General features: G+C 27.8%; 13 protein-coding genes. 7 read left to right on the top strand and 6 right to left on the bottom strand.

What is annotated here, in order from left to right:
- Nucleotides 1-14: 14 nt before the first annotated feature.
- The 6 genes from rluF to E0D94_RS00490 all read left to right on the top strand — a co-directional run bounded on the left by rluF (nucleotide 15) and on the right by E0D94_RS00490 (nucleotide 9680).
- The gene (rluF, locus tag E0D94_RS00515) at nucleotides 15-746 is read left to right on the top strand and encodes a 23S rRNA pseudouridine(2604) synthase RluF (RefSeq protein WP_130805366.1); all 732 of its coding nucleotides are present in this window, start codon (nucleotides 15-17) and stop codon (nucleotides 744-746) included.
- A 376-nt stretch (nucleotides 747-1122) separates the two neighbouring features.
- Complete coding sequence (locus E0D94_RS00510; protein WP_130805365.1) at nucleotides 1123-2241, top strand: ABC transporter ATP-binding protein; 1119 nt, start codon at nucleotides 1123-1125, stop codon at nucleotides 2239-2241.
- A 14-nt stretch (nucleotides 2242-2255) separates the two neighbouring features.
- Nucleotides 2256-3806 (top strand): glycine betaine ABC transporter substrate-binding protein, encoded by a 1551-nt coding sequence (locus E0D94_RS00505; RefSeq protein WP_130805364.1) that lies wholly within the window; start codon nucleotides 2256-2258, stop codon nucleotides 3804-3806.
- A gap of 80 nt (nucleotides 3807-3886) precedes the next feature.
- Nucleotides 3887-5161 (top strand): MFS transporter, encoded by a 1275-nt coding sequence (locus tag E0D94_RS00500; protein ID WP_130805363.1) that lies wholly within the window; start codon nucleotides 3887-3889, stop codon nucleotides 5159-5161.
- A gap of 453 nt (nucleotides 5162-5614) precedes the next feature.
- Nucleotides 5615-7591 carry an LTA synthase family protein gene (locus E0D94_RS00495; RefSeq protein ID WP_130805362.1) on the top strand — a complete coding sequence of 659 codons (1977 nt, stop codon included), beginning with the start codon at nucleotides 5615-5617 and terminating at the stop codon, nucleotides 7589-7591.
- A 70-nt stretch (nucleotides 7592-7661) separates the two neighbouring features.
- Nucleotides 7662-9680 carry a penicillin-binding transpeptidase domain-containing protein gene (locus tag E0D94_RS00490; protein WP_242620448.1) on the top strand — a complete coding sequence of 673 codons (2019 nt, stop codon included), beginning with the start codon at nucleotides 7662-7664 and terminating at the stop codon, nucleotides 9678-9680.
- Between the two features lie 26 nt (nucleotides 9681-9706).
- Here the strand turns inward: E0D94_RS00490 and cuyB are convergent, their stop codons facing one another.
- Genes cuyB through E0D94_RS00475 form a run of 3 tightly spaced genes read right to left on the bottom strand, consistent with a single transcriptional unit; the run spans nucleotide 9707 to nucleotide 13177 of the window.
- Complete coding sequence (gene cuyB, locus E0D94_RS00485) at nucleotides 9707-10399, bottom strand: cysteate racemase (protein ID WP_130805361.1); 693 nt, start codon at nucleotides 10397-10399, stop codon at nucleotides 9707-9709.
- A 17-nt stretch (nucleotides 10400-10416) separates the two neighbouring features.
- Nucleotides 10417-11979, bottom strand: coding sequence for a Mur ligase family protein (locus E0D94_RS00480; protein ID WP_130805360.1), 1563 nt, complete (start codon nucleotides 11977-11979; stop codon nucleotides 10417-10419).
- A gap of 19 nt (nucleotides 11980-11998) precedes the next feature.
- Nucleotides 11999-13177 carry a carboxylate--amine ligase gene (locus E0D94_RS00475; protein ID WP_130805359.1) on the bottom strand — a complete coding sequence of 393 codons (1179 nt, stop codon included), beginning with the start codon at nucleotides 13175-13177 and terminating at the stop codon, nucleotides 11999-12001.
- Nucleotides 13178-13373: 196 nt separating this feature from the next.
- Between E0D94_RS00475 and E0D94_RS00470 the strand changes: the two genes are divergently transcribed.
- Nucleotides 13374-14171 carry a ZIP family metal transporter gene (locus E0D94_RS00470; RefSeq protein ID WP_130805358.1) on the top strand — a complete coding sequence of 266 codons (798 nt, stop codon included), beginning with the start codon at nucleotides 13374-13376 and terminating at the stop codon, nucleotides 14169-14171.
- 33 nt (nucleotides 14172-14204) lie between these two features.
- Here E0D94_RS00470 and E0D94_RS00465 read toward each other — a convergent pair whose 3' ends face one another.
- Genes E0D94_RS00465 through E0D94_RS00455 form a run of 3 tightly spaced genes read right to left on the bottom strand, consistent with a single transcriptional unit; the run spans nucleotide 14205 to nucleotide 16690 of the window.
- Nucleotides 14205-14894 (bottom strand): ABC transporter ATP-binding protein, encoded by a 690-nt coding sequence (locus E0D94_RS00465; protein ID WP_130805357.1) that lies wholly within the window; start codon nucleotides 14892-14894, stop codon nucleotides 14205-14207.
- Nucleotides 14887-16044 (bottom strand): ABC transporter permease, encoded by a 1158-nt coding sequence (locus tag E0D94_RS00460; RefSeq protein ID WP_130805356.1) that lies wholly within the window; start codon nucleotides 16042-16044, stop codon nucleotides 14887-14889. The genes E0D94_RS00465 and E0D94_RS00460 overlap by 8 nt, the downstream gene beginning before the upstream one ends.
- Complete coding sequence (locus tag E0D94_RS00455; RefSeq protein ID WP_130805355.1) at nucleotides 16028-16690, bottom strand: cobalamin B12-binding domain-containing protein; 663 nt, start codon at nucleotides 16688-16690, stop codon at nucleotides 16028-16030. Before E0D94_RS00455 ends, E0D94_RS00460 begins: the two co-directional genes overlap by 17 nt.
- Nucleotides 16691-16853: the final 163 nt, after the last annotated feature.

Below are 16853 nucleotides of genomic sequence, written 5' to 3'. Positions count from 1 at the left end.
AGTAATAATATTTAATGGAACAAAACAATTCAAAGAAAAGAATTAATAAATTTATAAGAGAGACAGGGATTTGTTCTAGAAGAGAAGCTGATTCAATGATAGAACAAGGCAGAGTTAAAATAAATGGTAGAAAAGCAGAATTAGGAGACAAAGTTGATTTTAATGATTATATAGAAGTAGATGGTAAATTAATAAATGATAAACCAGAACTTATATATATAGTATTAAATAAGCCTAGAGGTATAACTTGTACAACAGAATCACATGTAAAAGGTAATATAGTAGACTTTGTAAATTATCCTGAAAGGATATTTCCCATAGGTAGACTTGATAAAGATTCTGAAGGCCTAATATTTTTAACAAATGATGGTGATATTGTAAATAAAATTCTTAGGGCAGGAAATAATCATGAAAAAGAATATATAGTGACAGTAGATAAACCTATAACAAATAAATTTATAAAAGATATGTCAAATGGAGTTCCTATATTAGATACAGTAACAAAGAAATGTTTTGTTGAAAAAATTAGTAAATACAAATTTAAAATAATATTAACACAAGGACTTAATAGACAAATTAGAAGAATGTGTTCATATTTAGGGTATAATGTAGTAAAACTTAAAAGAATAAGAATAATGAATGTAACTTTAGAAAATTTACCCATAGGCAAATGGAGATATTTAACAAACACAGAAATGAATACTATAAATGAAATGACTAAAAATTCAAGTAAAATGGATCAATAAAGATCTATTTTACTTTTTAAATTATAAAATCATGAACTATAAACATGTATTTATTATTAAAATAAAGCGATTTAAATAACATTTAACAAAAAAAATATATTATAATTCGGAATTTTACTGGCAAATATTTTGAATATGTAATATAATAAAATATAGCAAATCACTTTTTAGATTTTTTAATCCTCTTATAGATTAATTCTCTTATATTATTTTAGTCTACATCTTACTTTACCAAAGCTTTTAAATTATAATATCATAATTGATAAGGACAAGCTAGCTGTGTATAAACTTCTAGCTTTAATTTTAAATGTTAATAATTACATTATTAAAAATTATTGTTTAATTATTTTTAATATAAAAGGAAAGGAGAAATTAAATGATTCAATTTAAGAACGTAAAAAAAATATTTGATGATGCAACTGAAGCTGTTATTGATGATTTAAGCTTTCAAATCAAAAAAGGCGAGTTAGTTGTACTTATTGGAGAAAGTGGCTGTGGAAAGACTACTACAATGAAGATGATAAATAGACTCATTGAGCCATCAGGAGGAGAAATATTAATAAATGGTGATAACATACTAGACATAAACGCTATACAACTCAGAAGAAATATAGGATATGTTATTCAAATGGTTGGTCTTTTTCCACATATGACCGTAAGCGAAAATATTGAGCTTGTACCACTACTAAAAGAATGGACTCAAGAAGAACGAGAAGAAAGAGCACGTGAACTATTAGATTTAGTGGGACTTCCAGCAGATGAATATGCTAAGAGATATCCTTCAGAATTAAGTGGGGGCCAACAACAAAGAGTAGGTATAGCAAGAGCATTAGCTGCAAATCCTGATATTTTATTAATGGATGAGCCTTTTTCTGCACTTGATCCTATAACTCGCGAACAATTACAAGATGAACTTATAAGATTGCAATCAGAATTATCCAAAACCATTGTTATGGTTTCTCATGATATGGATGAAGCTATCAAAATGGCAGATAGAATAGCTGTTATGGATAAAGGAAATATTGTACAGTTTGATACTCCAGAAGAGATATTATCTAATCCTAAAAACGAATTTATAGAAAACTTTGTTGGGAAAGATAGGTTATGGAGAAGTCCAGAACTTATTAGTGCTAGTGATATAATGGTTAAAAAATATCCAAAGATTTATCTTAGAAGAAGACTTGCTGAAGCAGTTGAGAGAATGAGAGAAAGAGAAGTTAATTTCCTTATAATTGTAGATAAAGATGAAAATTATCAAGGATATATAACTGCTAAGGATACAAGAAGTAATGATAAAAGTATGACTATGACTGAACTTAAAAGAACAGATATAAAGCCAGTACATGAGGATATGAGTATGGCAGACGTTATAAATATAATAAATGAACAAAATATCAACTTTGTTCCTGTTATAAACTCTCAAAATAAAGTAAAAGGAGTAGTAACAAAGAGTAGTGCATTAAATGTTATATCTGATTTATTACAAGTTGATTAGGAAAGGAGAATTTTATGGTTTTTAATTATATGATTGAGAATTTTAGTGAGATTATAGCGAAAACTATTGAACATATGCAAATAACACTTACTGCAGTATTATTAGCAGTACTTATAGGCGTACCACTAGGAATAATAGTTTCAAGAAGTAAAAAACTAGGAGATGGAATACTTGCAGTTGCAAATATATTTCAAACAATACCAAGTTTAGCCCTTTTTGGTTTTATCATTCCAATCCCCCTTATAGGAGGTATAGGTTATAGACCTGCGGTTATAGTATTATTTTTATATGCACTATTACCTATTATTAAAAATACATTTATAGGTATAAAAAGTGTAGATGAATCTATAACAGAATCTGCAAAAGGTGTAGGAATGACTCCTATGCAAATATTATTTATGGTAAGCTTGCCATTATCATTTCCAGTTATAATGGGGGGGATAAGAGTTGCTACAGTAATTAATATTGGTACTACTACAATTGCAGCACTTATAGGAGCTGGAGGATTAGGTGATTTCATATTCCGTGGTATATCAATGAGTGATAACTCTATAATCCTTGCAGGTGCTATACCAACTACAATTTTAGCTCTTGGAATAGACTATTTACTTGGTTTGATAGAAAAGAAAGCTTCAGTTTCTGTCTTTGGGCACCTTATTACTGACAAGAAGACAAGAAAAAGAATAGGTGCTTTAGTTTTAGCAGTTGTGTTAATTATAGTGAGTGCTGTAGGATATCAGTATTTCAATGAAGATGAAACTATTGTTATAGGAACTAAAAATTATACAGAAGCTAGAATAGAAGGACAGATACTTTCAATATTAATTGAAGAAAATACAGAGTATGAAACTGAAGTAAAAGAATTAGGAGGTACACTTCCAGCATTTGAAGCACTTAAAAGTAATGATATAGACACTTATGTAGAATATACAGGAACAGCTTATGGCGCAATACTTAAAAGACAAGATGTAGAAACTGATTCAGAGAAAGTATATAATATAGTAAAAGAAGAATATAATGAAAAATATAATATTACGTGGTTGGATCCTTTAGGGTTTAATAACACTTATACTTTAGCATTAAAATCAGATTTAGCAAAAGCAAATAACTTGGAAACATTCAGTGATTTAGTATCAATGTCTGATAGACTTGTTTTAGGTGCAGATATGGAGTTTTTAGACAGAGAAGATGGATATCCTGGACTTAAAGAAACATATGGACTGGAATTTAAAGAAGCAAATGGTCTAGATACAGGTCTTAGATATAATGCTATAGAAAGTGGTGAAGTTGATGTAATAAATGCATTTTCTACTGATGGTAAAATAATAGATTTGAATTTAACTATTCTTGAAGATGATAAGTCATTTTTCCCACCATATTATGCAGCACCTATAGTTCATAATGAAAGTCTTAAAAAATATCCAGAATTAAAAGAGGTATTAGAAAAGTTAGGTGATACTATATCAGATGAAGAAATGCAGAATATGAACTATCTTGTTGATGTTGAAAAAGAAGATTTAGAAAAAGTAGCAAGAGATTTCTTAGAAAAAAAAGGTTTAATATAAAATAAAAGAGAAAAATAACACCAATTATATTATAATATAATTGGTGTTATTTTTATTTAAACTTAAGGAGATGAATAATAATGATAAGTATATTTTCTCAATATAAGGGTCTTTCTAAATCTGCATATGTTATATTTTTTGCTAGAATAATAACAAATATGGGAGGTTTTATTTGGCCACTTTTAACTTTGATACTTAGTCGAAAGATTGGATATTCAGCATCCACAATAGCTTGGCTTTCCATTGCTATTGGTGGGTTGTTCCTACCTGCTACAATAATAGGAGGAAAACTTGCTGATAAATATAACAGAAAAAAATTAATAATTACATTTGACATAATCACTGTAATATTTTTCATATTAGCAGGACTTGTAGAACCTGGAACATTAATGCTTGTATTTTTTGTAATAGCAGGATTATTTGCTAATATGGAATACCCAGCATTTGAAGCATTGATAGCAGATGTAACTAAACCAAAAGAGAGAGAAAAAGTTTATTCACTATCATATTTAGGTCATAATTTAGGATTTATGTTTGGGGCAAGTATTGGCGGATTGTTATTTGAAAACTATTTAAGTCTAGCATTTATAATTGATGGAGCTACAACTCTTTTATCTACTATTCTTATAATATTTTTTATTAAAAATGTAAAAATTCAAAATATTGAGGAAGAAGAAGAAAATGAATATGAAAATAATGCTGATATAAACACTTCATCACTTGATATTCTGAAGAAGAGAAAATCAATACTTATACAGTTAATAATATTTATGTTTTCATCATTTATATATGATCAATGGTCTTTTGTATTGCCACTTTATATGGAAGATATATTTTTGGATAAAGGAGCAAGATATTTTGGCTTGATTTCTAGTTTTAATGGATTTGTAGTTATAGCATTTACTCCTATAGTTACTCATTTACTAAGAAAATTGAATGAATTGCCTAAAATAATAATAGGAATAACTCTTTACTCACTTAGTTATTTAATTATAGTAGATACTAATATTTATTTTATATTTTACATAATGATGTTTGCATTTACAATAGGGGAAATAGTAAATATGTTAGGATCAGCCCCTTATATAAGTAGAAGAGTTCCTGCAAGTCATAGAGGTAGGATAAATAGTTATAGAAATATTGGTTATTTTATAGGTGGAACTGGAGGAAGAGTAATTATGGGCTATTTAATTGATAATATGTCTTATGGTGCTGCATTTATTGCCCTTGGAATCATAGGAATTATAGCTGCAATAGTAGTAGGTTTTAATTATAAATTAGATAAATCTATATTTCCAAAACTATATCAAAGTGACAATGGTAAAGTGAAAATAGATGCTCAACTTGAAGAATAATTTATTCAAACATATTGAAGAAAATTCTTATAAACACATAAAACCTTCATTTATGGGTATAGAAAAGAATATAATAAATCAATAGAAGAATGTATTTTAATGAAAATGTAATATAACAAAAAAAATAAGCTATAAATCCATTTTTTTGAAATGATTATGTAATATATATTATAAATCTAAAAAAAATTTTAATTGTATAGTTAATTCTAAACATTTTCTAAAATTGAATTGGCTTGTTTAAGGGGATTGAACAGATAAATTATAATAAACTATATTTAGATACAATAAAATAAATTTATTATATCTAAAAAAACAAGAATTGTTGTTATAGTTTTTTAATACTATTAATAAGAATAGATAATTGATATTTTACTCACTTTGATATAAACTATCTTTATAGTAAAATAGAAATATAATGTAAATTAATAGGATATGGAATGAAGAGGGGATAATATGAAACTCAAAAACAAATTACTAAGTGGGTTTAAAAACAATATAATATTTATACTACTGATAATAGGAGCAATTCTAAATGATATATTATTAAGAATGATGACAGTAGGTGGAATTTCTTACTGGAAGCCTATTGTAACTACTATACCAATGATAATTTTCACAAGTATAATAGCATTATTTTTATCATATAAACGTAGAAATTATTTATATATAGCATTGTCAGTATTTTTTGGTTTATTAAATGGAATGAATTATGTTTATTATAAGCATTATAGTTCATTTTTATCATTTTCATTATTAAAGCAACTTACTCAAGTTAAAGAAGTAGGAGATAGTGTAATAAAGACATTAGACTTTAAAGTGTTGCTATTTGCAATTCCTACAATAGTATTAGTAATAGTTATACGTAAATTAAAAAGAAAGAATTTCTTTGAAAAAGCAGAGAATAATAGAAGTAGATTAGAGTTTGTTGTTCCACTTGTTATAGGAACTACAATTTTATTCTTTGTATTTAATACTTTGAGTGGTACAGATAAGAGTCGTATAATGAAACAGTGGAATAGACCATATTTAGTTGAACAATTAGGTATATATTCTTATACTACTGCAGATTTTGTGAAGAATATCGCTTCAAGCAGTGTACCAGAAATTAAAACAGAAGAAGCTACTGTTTTATTAGAAGATTTAGTTGAAAATAATATAGATAAACAAAATAAAAATGAATATACAGACATATTTAAAGGTAAAGATGTATATGTAATACATTATGAAAGTGCAGAAAAATTTGCTATGGAGTTAGAATTTGAAGATGGTCCTGTGACTCCATTTTTAAACAAGATGGCTAGTGAAGGATTATATTTTGATAATTTCTATCCTCAACACTCAGTAGGAACAAGTAGTGATTCAGAGTTTACATTTAACACTTCACTTTTACCAATAAATAATGGAACAGTCTTTATGACTCATGCTGATAGAAATTATGTATCTTTGCAAAAATTATTGAAAAATAAAGGATACTATACTATGAGTATGCATGGTAATAATGGAGACTTTTGGAATAGAAATGTGATGCACAAAACCTTAGGTTATGACAAGTTTTTTGCTAAAGATGATTATGTAATTGATGAAGAAGTAGGACTTGGATTAAGTGATAAATCTTTCTTTGACCAATCAATTCAAAAAATAAAGCAGGTTAAACAAGAACAACAGAAACCAATTATGTCAACTCTTATAACCCTTTCTAATCATTATCCTTTTGATGATGTAGAAAAATATCCAGAGTTTAACGTAGGACATTTAGAAGGCACAGATATAGGAAATTACTTAAAATCTTATCATTATGCCGATGTAGCTTTACAATCGTTTATAGAAGGAATGGATAGAGAAGGATTATTAGATAATGCTGTAGTGGTTTTATATGGTGATCATCATGCTAAAATATCAACTGATGATTACAGAAAGACATTTAATTATAATCAAGATACAGGAGAATATTATACAAAAGAAGATCCAGAATATACAGCTATGAATGGAACATTTAAAAAGCAATTAAAAAGAACTCCATTTATTGTTTGGTCTAAAGATAAGCAATTTAATGAAACTATCAACACACCAATGGGAATGGTAGATGCTCTACCTACAATTTCAAATATGTTAGGGATATTTAATCCTTATCAATTAGGGAATGATATTATGAGTGTAAAAGAAAATAATGTGGTATTTCCTGATGGATCATGGTTGAATAAAAAACATTTTTATTCAGCATCATCTTCAAAATTATATTCATTTGAAAGTGATGAAGTAATAGAAAATCCAAAATTAATTGCTACAAATGAAATGATAGATAAAAAGATAGATTTATCTAATAATATAATTCAAAATGACTTAATAAGATTTTTTAACGGGCTACTTGCTAATCAGAAAGTATTAACACCGGAAAAGAGATCTATGATGTATATGGAACCAATTAGCTAACTATAAAGGCGACCTATTAAACAAATAAATGGGTTGCCTTTAATATTATTTTGGATAAGGAGTGTGTCAATTGAACAAACATAAAATAAGTATTTTAATTATAGTTGTATTTTTAATGACTGTATTAGTATTTACTGGATGTAGTAGTCAGACTAAAGAAGAGGCATTTAGTACATATAAAGATAATTGGGAATCTAAAGATTATGAAAAAATGTATGGAATGTTATCAACTGATTCAAAAAAATATATATCAAAAGAAGATTTTATAACAAGATATACTAATATATATGATGGTATTGGAGCTAAGGATATAAATATAGAACTAAATGAAGAACAAGACAAAGAGGATACGTTGAAATTTAAGTTGAAAATGGATTCAGTAGCAGGTGAAATGAAACTAGAAGATTTTAATATTGAAATGGTAGAAGAAGAGAGAGATGGAGAAAAAAAATGGTATGTGAAATGGGATGAAAGTCTAATTTTCCCAGAGATGAGTAAAGAAGATAAAGTTAGAGTAGAAACATTATATGCAGAAAGAGGAGAAATATACGATAAATTTGGAAATGGACTTGCTGTAAATGGGACAAGATATAACATAGGTATATATCCTAAATTATTTGAAGAAAATAAAGAATCTAATATATCTAATATGGCAAATATTCTGGACATAGACAAAGAATTAATAGAAGATAAATTAGACAAAAATACTAATCCAGAATATTTTATTCCTATAGTAAAGTTGTCAGTAGATGATACAAAACTTTCGCAACTTCTTGATATCAAAGGTGTAAAACATCAAGAAGTTAAAGAAAGAGTATATCCTGGAGGAGAAGCGTTTGGAGCATTAATTGGCTATACTGGCTCTATAACAGCTGAAGAATTAGAAAAGGATAAAGAAGGTATATATAATAGTACAAGTATAGTTGGGAAACTAGGACTAGAGTCAGTTCATGAAAAAAGTCTTCGTTCTAAAGATGGTAAAGAAATATATATATCTAAAATAAATGATGGAGAGGAAATAGACAAGGTAGTTTTAGCAAAAACTAGACCTGAAGATGGTAAAGATTTAAAATTATCTATAGATATGGATTTACAAAAGAAAATATATAATGAAATGGACGGAAGTGTAGGGGCATCTGTTGCAATACATCCAATAACTGGTGAAGTTTTATCAATGGTAAGTTCTCCTTCATTTGATTCAAATTTATTTACAACTTATATATCAAAGACTCAATCTAAGGAATGGGAAGATACAGAAGTAAATGAATTTCAAAATAGATTTAATGATGCATATTCTCCAGGCTCTACATTTAAACTTGTAACGGCAGATATTGCTTTAGATAAAAATTCAATAAATCCTAGTGAAAAATTGAGTATAAATGGAAAGCGGTGGCAAAAAGATAATTCTTGGGGAGATTATAAAGTAACTAGAGTGAGTGATAAAATTTCTAATGTTAATTTAAATGATGCATTTGTATATTCAGATAATATATATTTTGCAATGGCTGCACTTGAGATTGGAGAAAAAAACTTTATAGAAGAATCGAAAAAATTTGGATTCGATGAAGACATTCCAGTGAACTATCCTATAGAAAAGTCTCAAATTGCTAATGAAAATAATATTGAAAATGAAATACTATTAGCGAATACGGGATATGGTCAAGGAGAAGTACTTGTAAGCCCATTACATCTTTCGTTAATTTATAGTTCAGTTGTAAATGATGGAAATATAATGAAACCTATATTAGAACAAGGTGAAGGTGTTAAATCAGAAATATGGAAAAAAGATGTTATAACTGATAAAAATATAGACATATTAAGAGAAGGTTTAATTAATGTAATTGAAGATGAAAATGGCACAGGAAATGAAGCTAAACTTGATGGCATAAAATTGGCAGGTAAAACTGGAACTGCAGAATTAAAATCATCACAAAGCGAAACTGGAAAAGAAAATGGCTGGTTTGTAGCTATGAATGTTGATAACCCTGAATTAGTAGTTTCTATGATAATAGAAGGTGTAGAAGATAAAGGCGGTAGTCATTATGTTGTTCCAAGAGTTAAAAATATAATGGAGTATTATATAAAATAATAATAAAAAGCTAATTCCTTTTGGAATTAGCTTTTTATTATATCATCTGCTAATATTTGCATGGGGTCTAGTAAAGGTATAGATATATGTGAAGTCTTTAACACCAGATTGATTTCAGTGCATCCAGAAATCAATATTTCAGCTCCATTTTTTATAAGTTGCTCACTAGCCTGTAGTAATAAGTTAAGAGGATATTTATCTATATTTCCACTTTTTATCCCTTTTTCTCCATATATAGCTTCCATTACATTATATTTCTGAATATTTTTATCGGGATAAATTAGATTTATGTTTTTAATGTACTTCTCAAATAATTTTATATTTATAGTTCCAGTAGTTGAAAGTACACCAATGGTTTTAATATTTGGGTAATTCTGCTTTATATATTTATTAGTTTGTTCTAGGCAATTTAAGATTGGAATTTTTAAGTTGCTCTGTACTTCTTCTATAAAATAATGAGCAGTAATGCAGGGTATACATGCTATATCTACACCAGATTTTTCTAAGTTTCTACCTGTTTGTATTAGAGCTTGTACTGGATTTTCACCTAATCCTAATATATATTTTGTTCTATCTGGTATTTTAGGATTATTATCTATGATAACCCTAAAATGATCTTGGTCTGAATTTACTTTTGTAGCCTTTATAATTTTTATAAATAAATCAGCAGTAGCTTCAGGTCCCATTCCACCTAATATACCTATAACCTTATCATTCATTCATTCACTCACCTTTTTTATTCCATAATATCTAGACTTGATGAACCAGCTACCCTATCTTTTAGAGGTATATATAATAAGTCTTTATTTATATCCGGTCTTAAGTCATGCATGATTTCAAGTGCAATATGAGCACCATAATCCATACCTTGGCACCCTGCCAGCAATACTACATCGCTGTCTTTTGCACGAGAAAGCCCACTATTAATTGCATCAGGTAATTCATCATACAACTCTACTTCTATATTATTTTTATTCATGATATCCATAAATACATCTAATTCTTCTTGAGTGACTTTATCTTTTTCGGTTACATGAGAGGTACTTTTTGTTGCTATTATTTTCTTGAAGCCTAATTTATCTGCCCAATTTGCTATTGTTTCAGCATTTTCTTTATTTACTATTGGTCCACGACTGCCTCTTATTGCATATACTAAATGTAAATCTTTATAAACCATCTTATGAAGAGTGCCAAGTGTAACATTTATATTTCCAACATTTGCAAAGTGGTCATCTATAATTTTAAAGTTATCTTCAAATATAAATTGAAAACGTCTTTCAACACCAACAAAACTTTCTAAACTTTTTTGAATAGTTTTTATTGGAACTCCAGATAAAAGAGCAATAGCAATAGCACTCATTGAATTATATACTGAATGGAATCCTGGTACTGATAAATTTATTTTAAATCTTCTTTTATCATATTTTATATCTCCTAGATTTAAAGGATTATTTATAGATACATAGAAACTTGCTCTACCTGTAGATAGATCTAGTTCTTCACATGATAAATCACCATCTTTATTTTCAACACCATATGTTAAAATATTTGCTTCAGTTTTATCTATTAAATTTTTAAGCATAGGTGAATCAATATTAAGTACTGCCCAAGCAGATTCTTTAGCCTTTGTGATAAGACTTGATTTCACATTGAAATAATCTTCAAAGGAGCCATGTAAATCAATATGTTCTCTACTTATATTATTAAAGGCAACAATATCAAAGTCTACATTTTCAACTCTATTTAATTCTAAAGAAGATGATGAAACTTCCATTGTTACATGTGAAACTTTTTTATTTTTCATTTGGTAAAAGTAATTTTGTAAATCTAATGATTCAGGAGTTGTTAAGATTGAAGGTATAGTCACATCTCCAAACTTACTCATAACTGTTCCAATAAGTCCTGTATTAGATCCATTATCAGAAAGTATTTTGTCTGTCATAAATGATGTTGTTGTTTTTCCATTTGTAGCAGTAATTCCTATAATTTTCATACTTCGCGAAGGGTTATTATAAAAATGACTACTTAAATGTGCTAGTGCCTTTCTACTATTTGATACTTGATATTGTGGGATATTCCATCCATCTTGATATTCTTCTACAATTAATGCACTTGCTCCATTGTTGATTGCGTTCATTATATACTTATGACCATCAGTTTTATATCCTTTTATGCATACAAATATATTGCCCTTTTGAACCTTTTTTGAATGATATGATATTCCTGTTATGTCAATATTTTTTTCATTCCAAGAATTAATTATATTTATTGATTTAAGAAGTTCATTTAATTTAATCATTGGTTATTCATCTCCTATATTATAAAAACTTATTTTTAGCATGTTTAAATTTTGAGTTCATAAATGATATTGCTGGTTTCGGATCTTTTATATCCCATATTGCATATGCTTTTGGTTTAAAATAAGATGATAAAACTTTTAAAAAAGTTAATTGTTTAGTTTTAATATAATCTTTTACCGCAAGTAAATCCTCATATGCATACCAAAAAGTTAAATTAGTATCATAATTTATAGATTTTGGATTTAAAGGTTCACCTATTAATTCTCTATATGCTATATATGGCATATTGAGCCCACATTTATATATAAGGCTATTTAAATTAGTAGTTCTCGCATTTATTTCTATTAGATAATATTTGCCAGTTTCAGCATCTTTTTTAAATTCGATTTCTGAAAATCCTTTAAATCCTATAGCTTCTAAAAAATTAGCTGCTATATGGTATAACTCTGGTATGTATTTTTGACTTGTATAAACTGAAGCTCCAAAATTTATAGGATATTGACGGAGCTTTTGACAAGTCATCCAATGAGTAACTTTATTATATTGATCTACATAAGCATCAAATGTGTACATATGATCATCAAAGCCAGGTATTATTCTTTGAATTATAACTTCTAAATTTTCATCTGTTGCTTTTTTTATTGAATTTATTAGATCGTCTCTATTATATACTTTAAAGAGTTTAATTTTAAATTTCCTTACAAATGAAGGAGAATCTACAGGTTTTACAATGCATGGATATTTAATTATCCTTTCTACCTTTTCTATATAATTTTCTTCATTAAGTCTTACTGTTTCAGGTACAGCTATATTATGCTTTTCTGCTAATCTATGAAGAGATTCTTTATTCATGACAGTAGTATATAGTCCTTTTTCATTTTGAGGTATAAGATAATATTTTTTTAACTTATATAAATATTTATCTATAAATTCTACATAAGGATCAGCACTAGGAAATAGTACGGGTTTTTTATCTTGCTTTTTAGCATAACTTATTAAAAAATCAACTAATTCATCAGGATGTTCCTTATAATGAGGAGCTATTAATTTTTCATTTAGATATTTAGAATGAAAACCATAGGTGTCTTTCTTAGAATAGTCAATAGCAGTTACATTTATACCTTCTATTCCTAAGGAGCGTATAATACTAAGACCTATATAATAGTTTGCTCCAAGCACAACAGCTTTATTTTGCATTAGTTCACTTCCTTTAAAGTATATAAGATTAACTAATTTGTTCTATTAATTTTATCATATATTTACATTATATCAAATAGATGATTATTAGCTGAAGCTAATTTTTTAGTTACAATTATATTACAATGGGTATATACTTAATTAATCCAATAATATAATAAAATAATTGAATATATAAATGAAGGAGAATAAATATATGAATTGGTTTTTAGAATTAAATCCAGTAGTTCAAGCATTATTTGCAACGTTATTTACATGGGGACTTACTGCTCTTGGAGCTGCCCTTGTATTTTTCTTTAAAAAGATTAATATAAATGTATTAAATGGAATGTTAGGTTTTGCAGCAGGAGTTATGATTGCTGCAAGCTTTTGGTCATTACTTGCACCTGCAATAGAAATGTCTGATGGATCATTTATACCAGCTGTAATAGGATTTTTAGCTGGAGGAGCATTTTTGTTAATAGTTGATAAATTGCTTCCTCACTTACACTTAGGTGAACCTAGACAACAAGCTGAGGGTATAAATACAAGTCTACAAAGAAGTATACTATTAGTATTTGCAGTTACTTTGCATAATATACCAGAAGGATTAGCTGTAGGGGTTGCTTTTGGAGCAACAGCAGCAAATTTACCATCTGCTTCTTTAGCAGGTGCTATAGCTCTTGCAATAGGAATAGGAATACAGAATTTTCCTGAAGGAGCAGCAGTTTCAATACCTTTAAGACGTGAAGGATTGTCCAGGAGAAAGAGTTTTATGTATGGTCAGGCATCTGGAATAGTTGAGCCAATAGCAGGAGTACTTGGAGCTGCTGCAGTACTTGTAATGAGACCAATACTTCCATATGCTTTAGCATTTGCAGCAGGAGCAATGATTTATGTTGTAGTAGAGGAGCTTATACCAGAAGCTCAACAAGAATCTCATACAGATATAGCAACAATTGGAGCAATGCTTGGTTTTGCTGTAATGATGACATTAGATGTTGCCTTAGGCTAAGACAAATAAAAGTTTGGCATTAATGCCAAACTTTTATTTGTCTACATCCATATTTATCTTTCCATCTTTTAATTCTATTATTCTATCTGTTCTTTCAGCTATTTTTTTGTCATGTGTTATAACTATAAATGTAGTATTCATTTCTTTACTTATATCTCTTAGTAATGAATATACTTTTTCAGTTGATTCAGAATCAAGATTTCCAGTTGGTTCATCTGCTAAAAGTAATTTAGGCTTATTTATAAGAGCTCTTGCAACAGCAGTTCTTTGTTGTTGCCCTCCAGACATATCTGTAGCTAAATTATTCTTTACATCACTTAATCCTACAAAATCTATAAGCTCTTCAGCTCTTTTTTTTACTTCTTTTGTTACCTTATTATCTCCTATTCTATATGGCATGAGCACATTTTCTAGAGCTGTAAATTCAGGTAATAAATAATGGAATTGAAAAATAAACCCCATAGTTTTATTTCGCAAAGTAGCTATTTCATTTTTTTTCATAGTGTCAGTTCTTTTACCATCAATAATCACTTTTCCTTCAGTAGGTGTATCTAGTGTACCTATTATATTGAGAAGTGTACTTTTACCACTACCTGAGGCACCTATTATTGAGTTAAATGTTCCTTGTTCAAATTCTAAATTTATATTGTGTAATACTTTTGTTTTTATTTTTTCACCATATACTTTATCTATATTTTCTAATTTTAAAATACTATCACCCATTTCTAATCACCTCTATTGGACTTAATTTTGAAGAGCGTCTTGCTGGTATAAGTGCGGCAATAACAGCCGCAGCTATTGCTATAAATGTTGATATAACAATAAATATAGGATCAATATATAATGCTACTACAGGTGATCCATCTGGATTTACTGCAAATTGAGTAAACATATAACTTATAAAAAGTCCAAGTGCTACTCCAAGTATTGCACCAATTATTCCAAGAAGTAATCCTTCAAACAGGAATATCAAACTAGCAGTTTTATCTTTTATACCCATTGCTTTAAGAATTCCAAGTTGCTTAGACTTTTGTATAACAGTAATAGCAAGGACTGATGCTATACCTAAAACTACTGATATAATAACAAAAACTTGAATCATTATGCTAGATATACTTTGACCATTTAACCCACTTAATAATTCTTCGTTTTGAGCTTTCCAATTTGTAATTTTAATATTTTCACCTAGAGTATCTTTAATTTTATTGGCAATAACATCTGCCTGAAATACTTCTTCTACTTGCATTTCTATACTTGTAATATCATCATTGAATTCAAATAAATTTTGAGCTGTCTCAAGGGTTGTTATCATCCAAGATTCATTAATTGTTGCTACGCCTAAATCAAAAAAACCTACTATTTTTATTTCTTTTGTTTTACCTGAATTAGTTACAACATCAATAGTTTCATTTAAATCTGCATTTAATTCTTCTTTTAAGACTTTACCTATTAAAACTTCACCATTACCTTTTGGCTTTTTACCTTCATAGATCCTTTTATTTATATCATATATATCATTTGCACTATCAATATTTAATCCTCTTATAAGTAAAGAATAATCTTTTTTGTCACTACGAGTAAGTGCTGGACCATCTGCAGCTACAGATATATTTTTTATTCTATTATCTGTATTTTTTATTGTTTTCACTTTTTCATCATAATTACTTATTACACTGTCATTTGAATCAGAAGTTATTGTTATTTGTGATGAATTACCAATTGTACTATCCACTAAATCTTTTTGAAGACCTTGTATAAGTGAACCTATAAATATTTGAACTGATACTCCAACGGCAATACCAAGTGCAATAAGAATAGTTTGACCTTTATTGGATTTTAAAAATCTTACTGCAATTTTAAAAGCTAATTTCATTTGCATCTTCCTTTCCTAAGCTTAAGATATCATTAAAACTTTCCAAGTACATATCTGCATCTATATCTTTATATGTTTTTTTCTTATTTTTAAAAGCATTTCCACCAACTAATATTTTTATATCATTGTTAATATTTTTTATAGCTTGTATAGCTTTATATGCTTCTACCAAATTATAATAATTAGAAACAGATATAGCTATATAATCCAGTTCAATTTTATTTAATGCATTTAAGAATTCCTTTGTTGGAGTATTCCCTCCTACAAATATTGAATCATAACCTGCTAAAATAAAAAAGTCTGTTATCATACGTGCTCCTAATTCATGTTGTTCATCTCTAGGACATACTATTGCAATCCTTTTTTTGTGATGTAATTTATATTTATTATCTCTTTCTTTTATAACATAAGGATAACAATTTTCTATAATAGTTCTAATTATTGAACTACGAACATGTTCCTTCCAAATATGATACGATTTATCTTCCCAGTAATTAACTTCGTTTAAACTAGGAGATAATATTTTAGTATATAAATCAACAATATCAATTTCATTATTATTTAATTTTTCTAAAATATAATTTAAAGCTTTTTCTCTATGCTCTATTTCTAGATATTTCAAGAAATTTTCATAAAAATTCTTCATAACAACAACTCCTATCACATATTGTGGTATAATTATAATGAAATAAAATATATAATATAATTATACCACAAACAAAAGGAATATATCACAAAATGGAATATTTAATATAATTGTTTTTTTACTGTAAATAGTGGTATCATTTATATGGACATTAATATTTAAT

Source organism: Senegalia massiliensis (genome assembly GCF_900626135.1).
GTDB classification, from domain to species: Bacteria; Bacillota; Clostridia; order Tissierellales; family SIT17; genus Anaeromonas; species Anaeromonas massiliensis.
Note: the sequence above shows the minus strand (reverse complement) of the source record. Positions and strands in the feature narration are given on the sequence as shown.